Consider the following 16,092-nt stretch of genomic DNA (forward strand, 5'->3'; position numbering starts at 1 on the left):
GTGACGCGTCTGGCCGGTTCGTCCAAGCTGCTCCGCGCCATGAACGAGAGCGCGGCGCTTGCTCATCTGCTGGATCCCGGCATGCTCACCCGTGCCGACCTGCGGAAACTGACCGCGTTGTCGACGCCGACCATCTCCGAGGTGCTGCGCCGGCTCACCGAGGCGGGGCTGGTCAACGTGGTCGGGCACAACAGTGGCCGGCCCGGGCCCAACGCCGAGATCTACGCCGCGAACCCGGACGCGGCATACACGGTGGCCGTCTCCGTCCGGGACATCGGCACCAGCGGCACGCCCTCGGTGGCCGCCGCCCTGTGCGATCTGACCGGCGCGGTCCGCGCCCGGTTCGAGTCGCGCATCGACTTCCTGGCCACCGACCCGGCACACGAACTGGTCGAGGCTGTCGCGCGACTTCGCGACGACGCCGGCGTCCCGGCCGACAAGATCCGGCACGTCCAGCTCGGGGTGCCCGGTTCGTACGATCCGCGCACCGAGACCGTCCGGCACGTGGACGTCCCCGGCTTCGCCCGCGCCGGACTGATCCCGGAGATCGCCGCGGCCCTGGGTACGCACGTCGGCGTCGACAACGACGTCAACCTGGCCGCGGTGGCCGAACGCAAACGCGGCACCGGACGCGACGCCGACGGGTTCGCGCTGCTCTGGATCGGTCAGGACGGTCTCGGTCTGGCCATCGACATCGGCGGCTCGCTCATCCGGGGCGCGCGTGGCGGTGCGGGCGAGATCGGGTACATGCCGCTCTACTCCCCCGACTCCACCCAACGCAAGCTCGACCTGCAGGACCTGTTCGGCGGTGCGGCCATCCTCGATCTGGCGCGGGACACCGGCGTACCGGGAAACACGCCTGCGGAAGTCGTGCGTGCCGCGACCGAAAGTCCCGGCGATTTCCTCGCGGCGCTGGCCGATCGCATCGCGGTCGGCCTGACCGCGGTGATCGCCGTGCTCGACCCCTACCTGGTGGTGCTCGCCGGCCCGATCGCCCAGGCCGGCGGTGAGACGTTGCTGACCGCGGTGAAGGCCGCCGCCCGCCGCGTCGCGCCGCTCGAGGGCTCGATCGCGGTGACCTCCATCGACGACGACGCAGTGCTGCTCGGCGCGCTCGACGCCGGGCTGCTCGCGGTCCACGAAGCCCTCATCGCCTCCATCCACTAACCCCCGAGTTTGAGAGGCCACAGTGAACAAACGGATACCCTATGCCCTTTTTGCGATAGTTCTCGTCGCCGCCGGTTGCACCCCGGCTCCCAAGGAAACGAAGATCGCCGATCCCGGCACGCAGGTCTCCGGGACCGTCGAGCTGTGGCACTTCTTCACCGAGCGGGAGGCCGACGCCATCGACACGGTGGTCAAGGACTTCGAGTCGTCGCACCCGAACATCAAGGTCACCATCAAGCCGGGGCAGGACGACGCCAAGGTCACCCAGGCCATCGGCGCCGGCAACGGCCCGGACGTCGGGCTCTCCTACTCCACCGACATCGTCGGCAAGTTCTGCTCGTCCGGCGCGTGGGTCGACCTCGGCCAGTACATCAGCCGCGACAAGGTCGACCTGAACCAGTTGAACGCGACCACCCGCTCGTACACGGAGTTCGACGGCAAGCGCTGCGCGATGCCGTTCCTCGCCGACGCGTACGGGATGTATTACAACAAGGACCTGTTCGCGAAGGCCGGGATCGCCGGGCCGCCGAAGACGCTCGACGAGCTCACCGAGGACGCCAAGAAACTCACCGTCAAGAACGCGGACGGCTCGCTCAAGACCGTCGGCTTCCTGCCGCTGTTCGACTTCTACGAGAACGCGCCAGCGCACCTCGCCCCGGCCGTGGGTGCGAAATGGCTGACCGCCGACGGCAAGTCCGCGGTCGGCACCGACCCGGCCTGGAAGACGCTACTGACCTGGCAGAAGAGCCTGATCGACTGGTACGGCTACGACAACCTGGTGAAGTTCCGGGCCGGTCTGGGTGACGAGTTCAGCGCGGACAACGCGTTCCAGAAGGGTCAGGTGGCGATCAACATCGACGCCGAGTACCGGCTCGCGTTCCTCAAGGATCAGGCGCCGTCGTTGAAGTACGGCGTCGCGCCGCTGCCGACCAGCGACCCGGCCCGGTACGGCGGCGGGTACGTCACCGGCAACATCCTCGGAATCGGCAAGAACGCCAAGAACCCCGAGGCCGCCTGGGAGCTGATCAAGTATCTGACCACGAACGACCAGGCCGTGACCAAGCTGGCCGGGCTGCTGAAGAACGTGCCGACCACGACCAAGTCGCTGGCGGATCCGGCCCTCAACGCGGATGCCGACTTCAAGGCGTTCATCGACATCTTCAACAACCCGAACTCGTCGACCACGCCGCCGACCGCCTCCGGACCGGCGTACCAGGAGACCTTCCAGCAGTTCCTGTTGAACGTGCAGTCCGGCAAGGTCAAGAACCTCGACTCGGGTCTGGCCGACGCGGACAAGCAGATCAACAACGTCATGAACCTGGGCGGCTGAGACATGCGCCTGCGGCGGAACCTCACCACGCTGTCGTTCCTCGCGCCGGCGTTGATCGGCATCGTGGTGTTCCTGGTGTACCCCCTGGTGTCCGCGGCGTACTTCTCGCTCACGAAGTTCGACCTGCTGACCGTGCCGAAGTGGGTCGGCCTGGACAACTACAAGTCGATGATCGACGACCCGTTCCTGCTGCAGGCGGCGCGGAACACACTGTGGATGGTGGTGGTCTTCGTCCCGGCGCGGATCATCGGCGCGATCGGCCTGTCGATGCTGCTCACCCAGCTCAAGCGGGGTGCCGGCTTCTTCCGGACGGTCTTCTACCTACCGGCGCTGGTGCCGCCGGTGGCCGCCACCATCGCGTTCGTGTATCTGCTCAAGCCGGGCACCGGCCCGGTCAACCACTTCCTGGCGAAGATCGGCATCGACGGCCCGCTCTGGTTCAACTCACCGGCGTGGGCCAAGCCGGCGCTCGTGCTGCTGGGACTGTGGGCGGTCGGCGATCTGATGATCATCTTCCTGGCCGCGGTGCTGGGCGTGCCGGAAAGCCTGTACGAAGCGGCATCGCTGGACGGCGCGAACGCGTGGCAGCGATTCTGGTCGATCACGCTGCCGTCGATCCGTCCGGTGATCCTGTTCGCCGCGGTCACCGGTGTGATCTACACGTTGCAGTACTTCGACCAGGCGGCGGTGGCCGGCTCGATCGCCAGCGGGCAGGCCACCACCGGCGCCGGGATCTCGCAGAGCTTCGGATACCCGGACGGCTCGACGTTCACCTACCCGCTGTGGCTCTACACCGTCGGGTTCCGCTACAACGCCCTCGGCTACGCGAACGCGCTGGCGATCGTGTTGTTCGTGGTCGCCCTCGGGGTCACCGTGATCATGTTGCGCCGGGCCCGGGCCTTCTCGGTGGAGGAAGCATGACCGCCGTCCTGGACATCCCCGCCACCGTCTCCGCGCCGCCGCCGGACCGCCGGATCCGCCGCCAGGACCGGCTCGCGTGGGTGGCCCGGCACAGCATCGCGATCGTGCTGGTCATCATGTTCGTCACGCCGGTCGTCTATCTGGTGCTGCTCTCGCTGATGACCAGCAATCAGGCATTGACCAGCGATTACTGGCCGAATTCCTGGCACCCGGAGAATTACCTGCGCGTGTTCCAGGCGACGCCGCTGCCGAGGTACCTGCTCAACACGGTCATCTACGCGGTCACCTCCACGGTGCTGACGCTCGCGTCCAGCCTGCCCGCGGCGTACGCGCTGGCGAAGTTGAAGTTTCGCGGACGCAACGCGCTGTTCCTGATCGTGATCTGCGTGATGATGTTGCCGCCGCAGGTCGTCACCGTCCCGCTCTACCTGATGTGGGCGCGCTACGGGCTCACCGGCTCACTCGCGCCGCTCATCATTCCGGCCCTGTTCGGCGACGCGTTCTGCATCTTCCTGCTGCGGCAGTTCCTGCTCACCATTCCGTCCGAATACCTGGACGCGGCCCGGGTCGACGGCTGCGGCGAATGGCGGACCCTGCTGCGTGTCGTGCTGCCGATGGCGAAGCCGGGAATCGCGGCGGCCGGCCTCTTCCAATTCTTCTACTGCTGGAACGACTATTACGGGCCGTTGCTCTACACGAGCGAGAACGAGAAAGCGTGGACGCTGTCGCTCGGGCTGGCGTCCTTCCACAGTGTCCATCATGTCGACTGGAACCTGGTCACGGCCGCGACGGTGCTGGCCATGGCTCCTCTGATCATCATTTTCTTCTTCGCCCAGCGCGCACTCGTGCAGGGCATCACGCTGACGGGGTTCAAGTGAAAATCGCGGTAATCGGTGGCGGATCGACCTATACGCCGGAGCTCATCGACGGGTTCGCACGGCTGGGGTCGATGGTCACCGAGCTGGTCCTGATCGATCCGGCTGCGGAACGGCTGGAGATTGTCGGGGCGTTCGCCCGGCGCATCCTGGAACATCAGGGGCATCCGGCCAAGATCTGGTGGACCGGCGACCTGGACGCCGGGGTGACCGACGCCGACGCCGTGCTCATCCAGCTGCGGGTGGGCGGGCAGACCGCCCGGATCAGCGACGAGACGTTTCCGCTGGCCTGCGGCTGTGTCGGGCAGGAGACGACCGGTGCGGGCGGGTTGGGCAAGGCCTTGCGTACGGTGCCGGTGGTGCTCGAGGTCGCGGAACGGATCCGGGAGCGGGCCAAGCCGGGGGCGTGGATCATCGACTTCACGAACCCGGTGGGGATCGTGACGCGGGCGCTGCTCGATGCCGGGCACAAGGCCGTCGGGTTGTGCAACGTGGCGATCGGGTTCCAGCGGAAGTTCGCTGCGCTGCTGGGGGTTGCGCCGTCGTCGGTGGTTTTGGATCACGTGGGGCTGAACCATTTGACGTGGGAGCGTGCGGTTTGGGTGGACGGCGTCGACCGGTTACCGTCGCTGCTTTCCACCCATTTGTCGGAAATATCGTCTCTTGTGGACCTGCCGCTGACGGTTTTGTCCACGCTCGGCAACGTGCCCTCGTACTATCTGTCCTATTTCTACAACCACGATAAGCACGTACGGGACATGACCGGCGCTCCGACCCGCGGCCAGAAGGTCGCCGAACTCGAGGCCACGCTGCTCGAGATGTACCGGGACGCCACGCTCGTCGAAAAGCCGGAACTGCTCGGCCAGCGGGGCGGCGCCTTCTACTCCGAGGCGGCGGTAGGGCTGCTGGCGTCGCTGCACGGGTACGACGACTCCGCGGTGCATTCGGTCAACGTGCGCAACAACGGCACGCTGCCGTTTCTCGCGGACTCGGCGGTCATCGAGGTGTCCGCGCGCGCCTCGCTCGCCGGCGGACCGGTGCCGCTGCCCGTCACGCTGCTCGCGCCGGATCTTGCCGGACTTGTCGCGCACGTGTCGGCGTACGAGGAACTGGCCCTGGACGCGGCACTTCGTGGCGGCCGAGATCGGGTTTATCGCGCCATGCTCGCGCATCCGCTGATCGGCCAGCACGAGTACGCCGACGCGCTGGCCGACGACCTCATCGCGGCCGGTCGGGACCACCTCGCGTGGGCCCGATGACCGAGCTGTATCTGGCGGCCGACGGCGGGAACTCCAAGACGGACGTGGTGCTGGGCGACGGGACCGGCCGGGTGCTGGCGTTCGTGCGCGGCGGCACGTCGTCGCCGCACAACATCGGCCTGGACGGCACCGTCGCGGTGCTGGACGCGCTGATCCGGGCGGCGCACGAGCAGGCCGGAGTCCCGTTCGGCACCCGGGTCGAGGCGGTCGCCGTCTATCTCGCCGGGGCGGACCTGCCGGTCGAGGTGGCCCAGCTGTCGGCGGCGGTGTCCGATGCCGCGTGGGCCGCGCGGGCTCTGGTGGACAACGACTGCTTCGCGATGCTGCGGGCGGGGACGGCCTCCCCCGATGCGGTGGTGGTGGTCTGCGGCGCCGGAAACAACTGCGTCGGTCGTACGGCGGATGGTCGTACCGCCCGTTTCCCCGCTCTCGGTCCGATCTCCGGGGACTGGGGTGGCGGCCACGATCTGGCCGAGCATGCGTTGCGGTACGCGGCGCGGGGCGAGGACGGGCGGGGAACTCCTACGCGGTTGTCGTCGGCGGTTTCCGGATATTTCGGGCTGCCTACGGTGGAGGCGGTTTCGATCGCGCTGCACCTGGGCGACATCCCGTTGGATCGGGTCCGCGAACTGACCCCGGTGCTGTTCGAGGTGGCCGCCGCGGGCGACCTGGTGGCCTCCGAGCTGGTGACCCGTCAAGCCGACGAGATCCTGGCGCAGCATCGGGTGGCCGCCGCCCGGCTGGACCTTTTGGATAAGCCGCACGATCTGGTGCTGGGCGGCGGAGTGCTGCAGGCCCGGCACGCTCAGTTGCATGACCAGGTGGTCGCGGGCGCGCGGGCGCAAGCGCCGAAGGTGGAGATCAAGATGCTGGACGCGCCGCCGGTGGTGGGGGCGGCGCTGCTGGCGTTGGACGCGCTGGGTATGTCGTCGGCCGTCGAGCCGGTGGTGCGGGACGCTCTTCTTCAGCGGCGCGTCAACACCAGCACCTCGGCCACGGCGGCCAGCACCATGGCCGCGACCAGCGGGAACACGCCCCCGACCGGGGCGTAGACGATGAGCAGCAGCGGGGCCGCGAAGCCCAGATAGGCCGCGGCGGCGAGGGGGCGCTGGTGCGTTCGGAGACGCGCCAGCGCCGTACCTAATGGCTCGGCAAGGCGGCGGCGCAGGGCGATGAGGAAGCCGGCCACGATGAGCACGCCGATCAGGCCGCCCCAGGTGCGCGAGATGCCGCCGCTGACCAGCGTCATCAGGCCGGCCACGACGGCCGCGATCAGGGTGGCGTTCGCGCCGGACAGCACGGCCCAGCGGACGGACTCTTCCGATTCGGCGGACGGCTGCAGCACCGGTCGGGACGGGCGGCTCACCTGCTCGGTCCAGCTGGCCGAGCTGTGCTGATTCTCCGGCACCGGGCTGGGCCGGTCCGGCGGCTCGTACGGCCGGGGGAAGGGCGACGGGTAGGGCGCCTCGTCCTCGATCGGCGGGCTGGGCAGCACCGCGCCGTCCGCCATCTCCTCCAGCGAGCGGGCCCAGCGCCGCCGCTCGAACCGGACGATGCCCATGTCGTACTGAGCGTCCTCGATCGACTCGTCGAGCTCCAGCGCCTCCGCATAGGCCCGCTGCGCCAGATCGAACAATCGCAACCGCGCCGCGACGACGGCCAGCACCAGATGCGCCTCGGCCTCGGACGGCGCGACCCGCACGCCGTTCCACGCGGCATTGAGCGCCTCCTGGCCGTTGCGCGCCTCACTGAGCAGTGCGGCGCCGGTGCGTTGCGCGTACGCGTCGGCGGGCCACTGCCGCAAGATCTCGTTGGCCACCTGCGCCGCATCGCCGAACCGCCGATTATCGGTGAGCGCCATCGCCCGCACGACCTGCGTGGTCAGCGCACCCGGCGCGGCGGTGGCGGCCCGGTCGGCGGCGACGAGCGCCTCGACGGGTTGCTCGGCGGCGAGGTGGATGCGCGCGAGCGTGGCCAGCAGCCCCGCGTCATCCGGGGCGGCACCGAGCCCGGCCGCGATCTCCCCGGCGGCCTCGTCATACCGGCCGAGGTCGGCGAGCAGGAGGGCTCGCTGCCGGTACTCCTCCGGCGTGGTCTCGGGATCCAGGGGCGCCGCCACGAATCGAGGGTATGCGCTACCGCCAACCTTCGCGGCCCGGGGTGACCCACGACCCCCACCCTGGAGAGGCCCACGCACACCGTTGGTAGCGACGGATACGAATTCGCCCGAACGATCCCCATCTGGCGAAAGTTGCACGCCGGGCCACTCGGGGGCGTCGCTCGCAGCTCCACGTGCCGCGCGCATCGCCAGCCATTCCTCCACGGGCCGTGGCTGGGCAGTCACGCCTCCCGCTCTGACGGCCGCCCGCTCAGCCCTCCGCGCCCGCTCAGCCCTCCGCGCCCGCTCAGCCCCCCGCGCCCGCTCAGCCCTCCGCGCCCGCTCAGCCGTTGCTCCCCCAGAGCCGCGAATTACGCCGTTCGCGTTGGCGGGCGCCCCCACCTCAACAAGATCAACACGATGCCGAAGCCGCCACCGCCGGCCAGCCTGATGGCTCCGAGAGCACGCGATGCGCACAGTACGGCCAACATTGTTTGGCGACGGCCGACGGTCTCGCTATATGTAACTGTTCAGCTGGTTCCGTCGGCCGGGAGTCCCCGTGCGAGGCGACGCCGCCAGGCCCGGGCAGGTCCCAGCTCCCGACAATGGGCGCCCCCCACCCGGGTGTGGGCAGTCGCAACGCCGGGAAGGCCGTGGCTCCCCACACCGCGGCCACCCCCACCCACGCGTGGGGAATCGCAACGCCGGGAAGGCCCTGGCTCCCCACACCGCGGCCACCCCCACCCACGCGTGGGGAATCGCAACGCCGGGAAGGCCCTGGCTCCCCACACCACGGCCACCCCCACCCACGCGCGGGGAATCGCAACGCCGGGAAGGCCCTGGCTCCCCACACCACGGCCACCCACAGCAGGTGTGGGCACCCGCCACGGCCGGAACGTCCCAGCCCCCCACAGCGAAGGCCCTCAGGTCCGCCACGCAAGGCCAACGCATCGGAGGGTGAGCGGCGCGAGAACCAGCTGAACTGTTCCGCCATATGGGCGAAGTGTGCCGCATCGTGGGATTGCTGGCGACCTTGGAGAGTTACGCCCATATGCGGACCTCAACTCTCCAAGGTCCGGTTTACGACCCCGAAAACCGCAGCACAAAAGCCGAATAACGGGAGTAATCTCTGTCCATAGAGGATCCTGATCCCACCCAATGGACGCGGATTCAGGATGTGGACGCCAGTCCCGGATAACGGACGGGTTTCCCATCTAGTGACAGCGGCAGCAAAGACGTCTGGTGACAGCGGCAGCAAAGACGCGGTGCCGCTTCCGCGTCAGGCTCTGCGGAACAGGAACGCCGGCGTCGCCAGTCTGGCGGCTCGACCAAGGCGGGGTCTCGCGCACCGGTACGACGCCGGCCGCGTCAATGTTGATTCAGTCAACACGAGTCATCTGGTCGTGAATGTGCGCTCGCGTGTTGGCTGCAGAGCGGGTCAGGCTGAGGTGATCAGGGCCACCGCGGTCGCGGCCAAGCCCTCGCCGCGCCCGGTCAGGCCCAGGCCGTCGGTGGTGGTGCCGGAGATCGTCACCGGGGCACCGACGGCGGTGGACAGCACCTGCTGCGCCTCGGCGCGGCGCTTTCCGATCTTGGGGTGGTTGCCGATCACCTGGATGGACACGTTGACCACGCGGAAGGACGCCTCGCCCAGCAAGCGCACGGTCTCGGTCAGCAGGGCGACCCCGGAGGCCCCGGCCCACTCGGGGCGGGAGGTGCCGAAGTTGCTGCCCAGGTCGCCCAGGCCGGCCGCCCCGAAGATCGCGTCGCAGGCGGCGTGGGCGGCCACGTCGGCGTCGGAGTGCCCGGCCAGTCCAACCTCGCCGGGCCAGAGCAGCCCGGCGACCCAACAGGGACGGCCTTCCGCGAAGGCGTGCACATCCGTTCCGATGCCGACCCGTTGATCAGTCACGGGCCTCAGCGTACGTGCAGCAAGGCCTCGGCCAGGATGAGGTCCAAAGGCCGGGTGATCTTCATGGCCAACTCGGAACCGGGCACGCAGCTAACCGGCAGCCCGGCCTTCTCGACGAGCCCGGCGTCATCGGTGAGCGGATCGATCGCCGCCGCGTGCGCCGCCGCGAGCACCTCGTGCCGAAACCCCTGCGGCGTCTGCACGCTCCGCAAGACAGCCCGGTCCACAGTCCCCAGCACGACTTCCAGCGGCGCGCTCGCCAAGGGGTCAGCCGCAGCAGGAGACCCCGCCGCGGAACTGGCGCCACCAGACCCCGTAGCCGACAAATCGCTGGCTGCCGAAAAGGCCGCCGACCCGCGGGCGCTGGGCGAATCGGCGGCCGCGAAGCCAGTCTCGGTGGCAGGGCCGTCGGAGGAGGTCGAAGCCGAACTGGCGGCGGGCAGAGCCTGGATCGGCGCACCCGCAGACCGTGCGGCCCCGGCAGATCGCAGGGACGAATCGTCCGAAGACACCGGCCCGGCGATGGACGGCGCGGCAGCCTCAACGGGAGCGGCGCGCTCGGAAACTTCCGGGGATCCTTCGGAAGGGATCGTTGGCACGACGGGGGCTGCCAGCGGCGGTTCGGAAAAGACCGCGGGCGTGACGGCGGCCGAAGCAGGCCCCTCGGAAAGAACCGCAGGCGCGATGGAGGCCGCCGCAGGCCCCTCGGAAAGAACCGCGGGCGCGACGGGAGCCGCAGGCCCCTCGGAAAGAACCGCAGGCGCGATGGAGGCCGCCGCAGGACCCTCGGAAAGAACCGCGGCCGCGGTGGGGGCTGCCGGGCCGACCTCTTTGATGGTGTCGACCACGGGCAGGACCGGGATCACCGCCGGGGCGCCGGCGCGGACCGCGGCGGCGACCGACTCGATCAGGTCTGGTGGGGTCAAGGCGCGCGCCGCGTCGTGGACCAGCACGATGGCGATATCGGCGGGGACGGCCGCCAGCGCCCGGGACACGGACTCCTGCCGCTCGGCGCCGCCCGCCACGACGGTGACCGGGGCGACGGGGGCGAGCAGCGCGCGTACGGCGTCGAGCTCGGCCGCCGGGGCCGCCACGACGATCAGGCGGACCGACGGGGCCGCGGCGACGCGGCGGATCGCGTGCACCAGCAGCGGCTCGCCGGCCAGCAGGCGCAGGGCCTTCGGGCCGCCGGGGCCCAGGCGCAGGCCGGCGCCGGCGGCCGGAACGAGGACCGCGACGTCACCCTCAGCATTAAGCTGCGCGGTCACGTCGCGGTCCTCTTCGAATGTCGAAATCGGAGGGGTAAGGGGTGTGGGGAGGATCAAGCCTCGGTAAGGACCTTGTCGAGGAGAACCTCGGCCTCGTCCTTCGTGCTCTTCTCCGCCAGAGCCACCTCGCCGACCAGGATGTCGCGCGCCTTCGCGAGCATGCGCTTCTCTCCGGCGGAGAGGCCACGCTCGCGCTCGCGACGCCAGAGGTCACGAACGACCTCGGCAACCTTGAGCGGGTTACCGGAGGCGAGCTTCTCGAGATTGGCCTTGTAACGCCGCGACCAGTTGGTCGGCTCCTCGGTGTGCGGAGCGCGGAGGACGTCGAAGACCTTGCCCAGGCCTTCCTCGCCAACCACTTCGCGCACGCCGACGATCTCGGCGTTCTCAGCAGGCACCCGAACCGTCAGGTCACCCTGCGCGACACGCAGAACGAGATACTGCTTTTCCTCGCCCTTGATGACTCGAGTCTCGATTGCCTCGATGAGTGCGGCCCCGTGGTGGGGGTAAACAACGGTCTCGCCGACACTGAAAACCATAGGTTCGAAGCCCCTTTCGCTGTGTCTAGGGTAACACGCTCAGGCAACGATGTCCCACCCTGCCGGTGACCGTTAGTGCAGCTCAGAGGCCCTGTGACAGGCCTTTCTCCCGCTTGACATAAGCGCGAAGAGCTGCCTCAGTAACGCAAAGTGACGAAACAGTGACCGCTTTGCGCAACGAGTCGGATATTTCGGTCCTACGTCGTTTGTGAGGTCCAGCTTATCGCTAAGGTCCGGAACCGCGCACTACTGGCGGTCGGGCCCTACTTAAGAGAGGCTTGACCTAGGTCCCCGACCGAAGAACCACTGGTCGGCCAGGGGGGAGGGTGAGTCATGGCTGGTGCGAGCAACAACGGCGGATCGTCGCCGGACGACCTGCCCGACCTGCCCGAAGAGTGGGGCGTCATCGTCATCCCGGATGATCTGTCCGAGCTTGACGAGGAAGTACGCACGATTCGCGCCGAGCTGCGCCTGGCCGAGCATCCGACGCGGTGGCGCCGATTCATGCAGCGGCGCGGGCCCCGCATCGTGCGCCGGGTGGCCACCACACTCGTACGCGCTCCGGTCCTGATCGTCATGCTGGCCATCCTGATCACGGTGGCCAGCCTTTTCGCGTCGGCGTGGCCCGGACCGGCCCGGCAGGCGGCTCCCTCGCGCACGACCGGCGCCGGCGGGACGACCGAGAACACGTTGAAGACGGTGCCGGCGCTGGAGCTGTTCGGCGCGGACGGGCACGCGGTGTCGCTGGCCGCCGACCTGCCGGCCGTGATCATGTTGATCGACGACTGCCAGTGCAGCAAGCTCGTGGCCGACACCATCCAGGCGGTGCCGCCCCGGGTCGCGGTCATCACCATCTCGACCACCGCGGCGGCGGCTACGGCCGCTACCCCGCCGACCGGCGCCACCCCCCAGGCACAGGGCAAGATCGTACGAATGCTGCACGATCCGACCGACACGGTGCGGGCCGCGCTGAAACTTCCGCCGTCCGGCGATACCACCGCGTCGGTCATGCTGGTCGACGCACACGGGACGATCGTGCGAACGCAGCGAATCGCCACCGTCGACGGCATCAAAGCCGACCTAGCGCGCCTTTAGACCGGCCGGCGACATCCGCAAGGCCAGGGGGGCCACGTCGGCAGGCCGTGGGCCACGTCCGCGCGTCGGCGCCGCCCGATCTGTCGCGCCCGGCCCGGGTCTGAGCGGAACCCGCGCGCCCTTGTTGAAGAGCCGCTGCCACGCAAGCGAAACGAAATCAGCCCGGCGTCTCGCGCAGGAGCGTGTAGCGGAAGACCACCGGCCCGCTGTCGCTCACGCTGACGTTCATGCGGAGGTCGTCGACCACGCTCACGCTGAACGCGTCCGGCTCGCGGTCGCTGCCGCAGTCCATGCCGTGACCCGAGTCCAGCCCGAGCTCCCCCAATGTCACCCGCGCCCGGCTCCCCGGCCCGCCGACGCACACCACCGACACCTGGAAATTGCCCGGCCCGGGACTCGCGACGACCTCCTGCTCGGTCGACGCCCCCAACGTCAGCGAGTCCGATTCGATCACGGCCTGGCGGTCGGGCAGCAGCGTCGAGGCGTCCTTCCGCCACTGCTCGATGCGTTTGTCGGCCTGGTCGCCCGGCGCGGCGTGCACCCACCACGCCGCCCCGAGCGCCAGTAACAAAGCCGTACTCACGTACAGGATGACGCCACGCGCCGCCGCACCCATCACGAATGCTCGAGCAGCGTCGCGTAGAGGGTGAGCCCCGGTCCGAAGGCCAGCACCAGGATGCGATTCGGCGGTGACGGGCGGCGGCGAAGTGCATCGACGATCAGCAAGACCGTGGCCGAGGAGCAGTTCCCGTACGCCGCGAGCACGTCCCGTGACGCGGAAACCGCCGCGTCGTCGAGTTCGAGCCGCTCCTGCACCACATCGACGATCTTCGGCCCGCCGGGGTGCACGGCCCAGCCGTCCACGTCACCGATCGTGAGGCCGTGCCGGGCCAGCAGGTCGTCGACCAGCGGCCGGACGTGCACCGACAACACCGCGGGCACGCGCGGCGACAGGCCCATCCGGAAGCCCTGATCGGTGACGTCCCACGTCATGTAGTCGGCCTTCGTCGCGTCGGTCACCGCCGCCACCTCGCGTACGGCGTGCCCGGGAGCGTCGCCGGGGGTGACCACGACGGCGGTGGCCGCGTCCGCGAAGAGCGCGTGGGAGACGATCTGCTGGAAATCCGCCCGGATGCCGGGCGGCTGCAGATGCAGGGTGGGCAGCTCGGCGCAGAGCAGCAGCGCGGGCCGTCCACGGGCCACGACGTAGTCGGACACCGTGCCCAGTCCGGGCAGCGCCGCGTAGCAGCCCATGTGCCCCACGAACAGCCGTTGCACGGACGCCGACATGCCCAGGTCGCGGGCGAGCAGGATGTCCAGGCCGGGGGTCGCGTAGCCGGTACAGGAACAGACCGCGAACAGGCCGATGTCGCCGGCCTTGACGCCCGCGTCGGTCAGCGCCCGCTCGACCGCCTCCTTACCGAGCGGCACCGCCTCCGCCTGGTAGCGCAGCATGCGGCGTTCGGTGGACCAGTCGGACACGTCCTCGATGAGGGGGCTGACGACGGATTGCCGGGTGATCACCCCGGAGTGCTCGAAGATCCGCTTGGCGAGCGCCCGCCGCTCGCTCGGGAAGCGGTCGGCGAAGAAGCCGTTCCACAGATCTTCCTGGGTCGCCGATGGTGGCAGTGCGATTCCTAGACCGCTGATGGTGGCGTTGCCGCTCACTCAATTCCTCCCATTTCCCCGCCGATGTCGTGCGTTGCTCACCAGCGGGGCGCCGAACCCTCCGAGTCCGGATCGCCGCCGAGCGCGTCGACGCCGAGCCAGTCGGCACAGACGTCGCTGGTGGCCGGTTGCAGGGAACCGGCCCGCGCATCGCGATAAAGCCGTTCGAGTGGGTGGCCGCGGCGCATCGCCGAGGTGCCGGCCGCTTCCAGCATCGAGGCCGCGACCTCCGCCGCGGTCGTGCCGGCGAGCAGCTTGGCCCGCCACACCCAGCGATTCGTCTCCGGGTCGCCGGGCGCCTCGTCTACCCGCCTCGCGGCCTCCAAAACCGCGAGTTTGGCGGCGGCGACCGCGGCGTCGGCCCGGCCGATCCGGGAGCGGATGGCCGGCAGATGGGCGAGCTTGCGGTTGTTGACGTGCTCGATCGCCGCGTCCACGGCCGCCCGGGCCACGCCCACGTACACCGCCGCGTAGCTGGCCACCATCCACTGCGGGGCCAGCTGGGCGACGACCAGGGCCAGGCCCTCCACGCCGCCGAGCAGGGCGCCGGCCGGGACGGTGACGTCGACGTGCACGTCGTGCGAGCCGGTCGCGCGCATGCCGAGCGCGTCCCAGGTCTCCTCGACGCGTACGCCCTCGCCGGCCGGCACCAGGAACTGGGAGACCTGCGACTGGTCGGTGATGCTGCGGGCGGCCACGAGGTATGCGGTCGCGTGCCCGGCGCCGGAGCAGAACGTCTTCGAGCCCTTGATCCGGTAGCCGCCGTCGATCGGCTCGTACGACGTGGTGAGCTGCGACAGCCGCGAACCGGCGCCGCGCTCGCTCATCGCCACCGCGTACCAGCTGCCCGAGGCGGCCGCCCGGAGGTAGTCGTCGCGCGCCTGCATCGCGGCCGGCGGCAGGCCCAGCGCGTCCGCCAGCTCGTCGGTCACGCCGGCCAGCGCGCCGGTGACCGAGGCGTGCATGTTGAAGACCAGCGCGGTCGCGCCGTTGCCCCGGGCCAGCTCGTAGGCGACCTCGGCGTACTGGGCGAAGCCGGCCCCGGCGCCGCCCAGCTTGGCCGGCGCCATCAGGCCGAAGAAGCCGGACTCCCGCAGGTCGTCGAAGTCGTCGGCGGGGAAGGCGCCGTCCCGGTCGTAGCCTGCCGCGCGGGCCGCGAACCTCGGGGCCAGCCGTCGCGCCTCGTCGATCATGCGGTCTCCTCTTCTTTACGACCCCGGCCCTGGTAGAGGACGGCGGTGGAGCGGGTGGGCAGGATCCGGCCGAGCGGCCGGCCGTTGGGCTGGTGGTGCAGCAGCAGCCAGCGGAGCAGGCCGGGGGCGCTGGGACGGGCGCCACGGACCTCCAGGCGTACGCCATGACGGGCGAACTCGGCGGTGAGCCGGCGCGGATCGACGAACAGCGCGCCGTCGTGCAGGCCCTTCGGTGCGACGCCGATCGCCTCGCCCGCGGTGATCGTCACAAAGCGGCTGAGCACGGTGTCGTTCAGCGTGTCGAGCACCACAAGACCTCCCGGCTTCAGCACCCGGGTGATCTCCGCCACCGTGGCCGGTAAGTCGGTCACGTGCTCGAGGATCTCCCCGGCGGCGACCACGTCGGCACTCGCCGAGGCCAGCGGTAACGCGGTCACATCACCCCGAATCACGCGTACGCCGCGGGCCGCCGCCAGGTTCAAGCCGGATTGCCGCAGATCGACCCCGACATGCACATATCCCTTGCCGGCCACGTGCGGGGCGAGGAGGCCGGCGCCGGCACCCGCGTCCAGCAGGATCGCGCCCGGCCGACTCGCCGGCGGGATCAGCCGCGCGCGGGCCTCGGCGAGCCAGTGCAGCAGCTCGAAGACACCGCCCGGTCGCCACCACTGATCCGCGAGGTCGTCGTACTGGCGCGGATCGTTGCGCGATAGCGACGGCATGTGATCGAGCCTGGCACGCAACGCTCACAAGCACCACACTGCAAA

At 69.8% G+C, this 16,092-nt stretch carries 15 protein-coding genes and 1 pseudogene; 7 read left to right on the forward strand and 9 right to left on the reverse strand.

The genetic code is table 11. The features are described 5' to 3' along the window. Genes HH310_RS13080 through HH310_RS13105 form a run of 6 tightly spaced genes read left to right on the forward strand, consistent with a single transcriptional unit; the run spans position 1 to position 6,604 of the window. On the forward strand, positions 1–1,167 hold the full coding sequence (locus HH310_RS13080) for an ROK family transcriptional regulator (RefSeq protein ID WP_169175783.1): 1,167 nt from the start codon (positions 1–3) through the stop codon (positions 1,165–1,167). A gap of 22 nt (positions 1,168–1,189) precedes the next feature. Beyond that, positions 1,190–2,497: an ABC transporter substrate-binding protein gene (locus tag HH310_RS13085; protein ID WP_169175784.1), complete on the forward strand. Its 1,308-nt coding sequence runs from the start codon at positions 1,190–1,192 to the stop codon at positions 2,495–2,497. A gap of 3 nt (positions 2,498–2,500) precedes the next feature. After that, positions 2,501–3,418 (forward strand): carbohydrate ABC transporter permease, encoded by a 918-nt coding sequence (locus HH310_RS13090; protein ID WP_169175785.1) that lies wholly within the window; start codon positions 2,501–2,503, stop codon positions 3,416–3,418. Then, entirely contained in the window at positions 3,415–4,296 is an 882-nt protein-coding gene (locus HH310_RS13095) for a carbohydrate ABC transporter permease (RefSeq protein WP_169175786.1), read from the forward strand. The genes HH310_RS13090 and HH310_RS13095 overlap by 4 nt, the downstream gene beginning before the upstream one ends. Beyond that, positions 4,293–5,552 (forward strand): 6-phospho-beta-glucosidase, encoded by a 1,260-nt coding sequence (locus HH310_RS13100; RefSeq protein ID WP_169175787.1) that lies wholly within the window; start codon positions 4,293–4,295, stop codon positions 5,550–5,552. Before HH310_RS13095 ends, HH310_RS13100 begins: the two co-directional genes overlap by 4 nt. After that, a complete protein-coding gene (locus tag HH310_RS13105) occupies positions 5,549–6,604 on the forward strand; it encodes an N-acetylglucosamine kinase (RefSeq protein ID WP_169175788.1) in 1,056 nt (351 codons plus the stop codon). Before HH310_RS13100 ends, HH310_RS13105 begins: the two co-directional genes overlap by 4 nt. Here the strand turns inward: HH310_RS13105 and HH310_RS13110 are convergent. The 5 genes and pseudogenes from HH310_RS13110 to HH310_RS13130 all read right to left on the reverse strand — a co-directional run bounded on the left by HH310_RS13110 (position 6,517) and on the right by HH310_RS13130 (position 11,369). After that, positions 6,517–7,671: a hypothetical protein gene (locus HH310_RS13110; RefSeq protein WP_169175789.1), complete on the reverse strand. Its 1,155-nt coding sequence runs from the start codon at positions 7,669–7,671 to the stop codon at positions 6,517–6,519. The two genes, HH310_RS13105 and HH310_RS13110, sit on opposite strands and share 88 nt — an antisense overlap. A 1,417-nt stretch (positions 7,672–9,088) precedes the next feature. After that, positions 9,089–9,562: a 2-C-methyl-D-erythritol 2,4-cyclodiphosphate synthase gene (gene ispF / locus HH310_RS13115; RefSeq protein ID WP_169175790.1), complete on the reverse strand. Its 474-nt coding sequence runs from the start codon at positions 9,560–9,562 to the stop codon at positions 9,089–9,091. Between the two features lie 5 nt (positions 9,563–9,567). After that, complete coding sequence (locus HH310_RS45795) at positions 9,568–10,161, reverse strand: 2-C-methyl-D-erythritol 4-phosphate cytidylyltransferase (RefSeq protein ID WP_396027515.1); 594 nt, start codon at positions 10,159–10,161, stop codon at positions 9,568–9,570. A gap of 218 nt (positions 10,162–10,379) precedes the next feature. After that, a pseudogene (locus HH310_RS13125) lies at positions 10,380–10,830 on the reverse strand (2-C-methyl-D-erythritol 4-phosphate cytidylyltransferase); the annotation flags it as partial. A gap of 53 nt (positions 10,831–10,883) precedes the next feature. Further along, positions 10,884–11,369 carry a CarD family transcriptional regulator gene (locus HH310_RS13130; RefSeq protein ID WP_030443670.1) on the reverse strand — a complete coding sequence of 162 codons (486 nt, stop codon included), beginning with the start codon at positions 11,367–11,369 and terminating at the stop codon, positions 10,884–10,886. Between the two features lie 333 nt (positions 11,370–11,702). On the opposite strand from HH310_RS13130, the gene HH310_RS13135 reads away from it, so the two are divergent. Beyond that, positions 11,703–12,464, forward strand: a complete 762-nt coding sequence (locus HH310_RS13135; RefSeq protein ID WP_169175791.1) for a hypothetical protein — start codon at positions 11,703–11,705, stop codon at positions 12,462–12,464. A gap of 157 nt (positions 12,465–12,621) precedes the next feature. On the opposite strand, the gene HH310_RS13140 is transcribed toward HH310_RS13135, so the two are convergent. The 4 genes from HH310_RS13140 to HH310_RS13155 are packed head-to-tail and all read right to left on the reverse strand — an operon-like array spanning position 12,622 to position 16,047. Then, entirely contained in the window at positions 12,622–13,080 is a 459-nt protein-coding gene (locus HH310_RS13140) for a DUF6023 family protein (RefSeq protein ID WP_248293962.1), read from the reverse strand. Further along, entirely contained in the window at positions 13,080–14,132 is a 1,053-nt protein-coding gene (locus HH310_RS13145; RefSeq protein WP_169175793.1) for a type III polyketide synthase, read from the reverse strand. Before HH310_RS13145 ends, HH310_RS13140 begins: the two co-directional genes overlap by 1 nt. 38 nt (positions 14,133–14,170) lie before the next feature. Beyond that, positions 14,171–15,325 (reverse strand): acyl-CoA dehydrogenase family protein, encoded by a 1,155-nt coding sequence (locus HH310_RS13150; RefSeq protein WP_169175794.1) that lies wholly within the window; start codon positions 15,323–15,325, stop codon positions 14,171–14,173. Then, positions 15,322–16,047, reverse strand: a complete 726-nt coding sequence (locus HH310_RS13155) for a methyltransferase domain-containing protein (protein ID WP_169175795.1) — start codon at positions 16,045–16,047, stop codon at positions 15,322–15,324. The genes HH310_RS13150 and HH310_RS13155 overlap by 4 nt, the downstream gene beginning before the upstream one ends. Between the last annotated feature and the right edge of the window lie 45 nt (positions 16,048–16,092).

Source organism: Actinoplanes sp. TBRC 11911, from assembly GCF_012933445.1.
GTDB lineage: Bacteria > Actinomycetota > Actinomycetes > Mycobacteriales > Micromonosporaceae > Actinoplanes.

Bases quoted from the DNA above. Each gene is read 5' to 3' on its own strand.
- HH310_RS13090 (WP_169175785.1), top strand. From the start codon at position 2,501: ATGCGCCTGCGGCGGAACCTCACCACGCTGTCGTTCCTCGCGCCGGCG.
- HH310_RS13095 (WP_169175786.1), top strand. From the start codon at position 3,415: ATGACCGCCGTCCTGGACATCCCCGCCACCGTCTCCGCGCCGCCGCCG.
- HH310_RS13105 (WP_169175788.1), top strand. From the start codon at position 5,549: ATGACCGAGCTGTATCTGGCGGCCGACGGCGGGAACTCCAAGACGGAC.
- HH310_RS13130 (WP_030443670.1), bottom strand. From the start codon at position 11,369: ATGGTTTTCAGTGTCGGCGAGACCGTTGTTTACCCCCACCACGGGGCC.
- HH310_RS13135 (WP_169175791.1), top strand. From the start codon at position 11,703: ATGGCTGGTGCGAGCAACAACGGCGGATCGTCGCCGGACGACCTGCCC.
- HH310_RS13140 (WP_248293962.1), bottom strand. From the start codon at position 13,080: ATGGGTGCGGCGGCGCGTGGCGTCATCCTGTACGTGAGTACGGCTTTG.
- HH310_RS13150 (WP_169175794.1), bottom strand. From the start codon at position 15,325: ATGATCGACGAGGCGCGACGGCTGGCCCCGAGGTTCGCGGCCCGCGCG.
- HH310_RS13155 (WP_169175795.1), bottom strand. From the start codon at position 16,047: ATGCCGTCGCTATCGCGCAACGATCCGCGCCAGTACGACGACCTCGCG.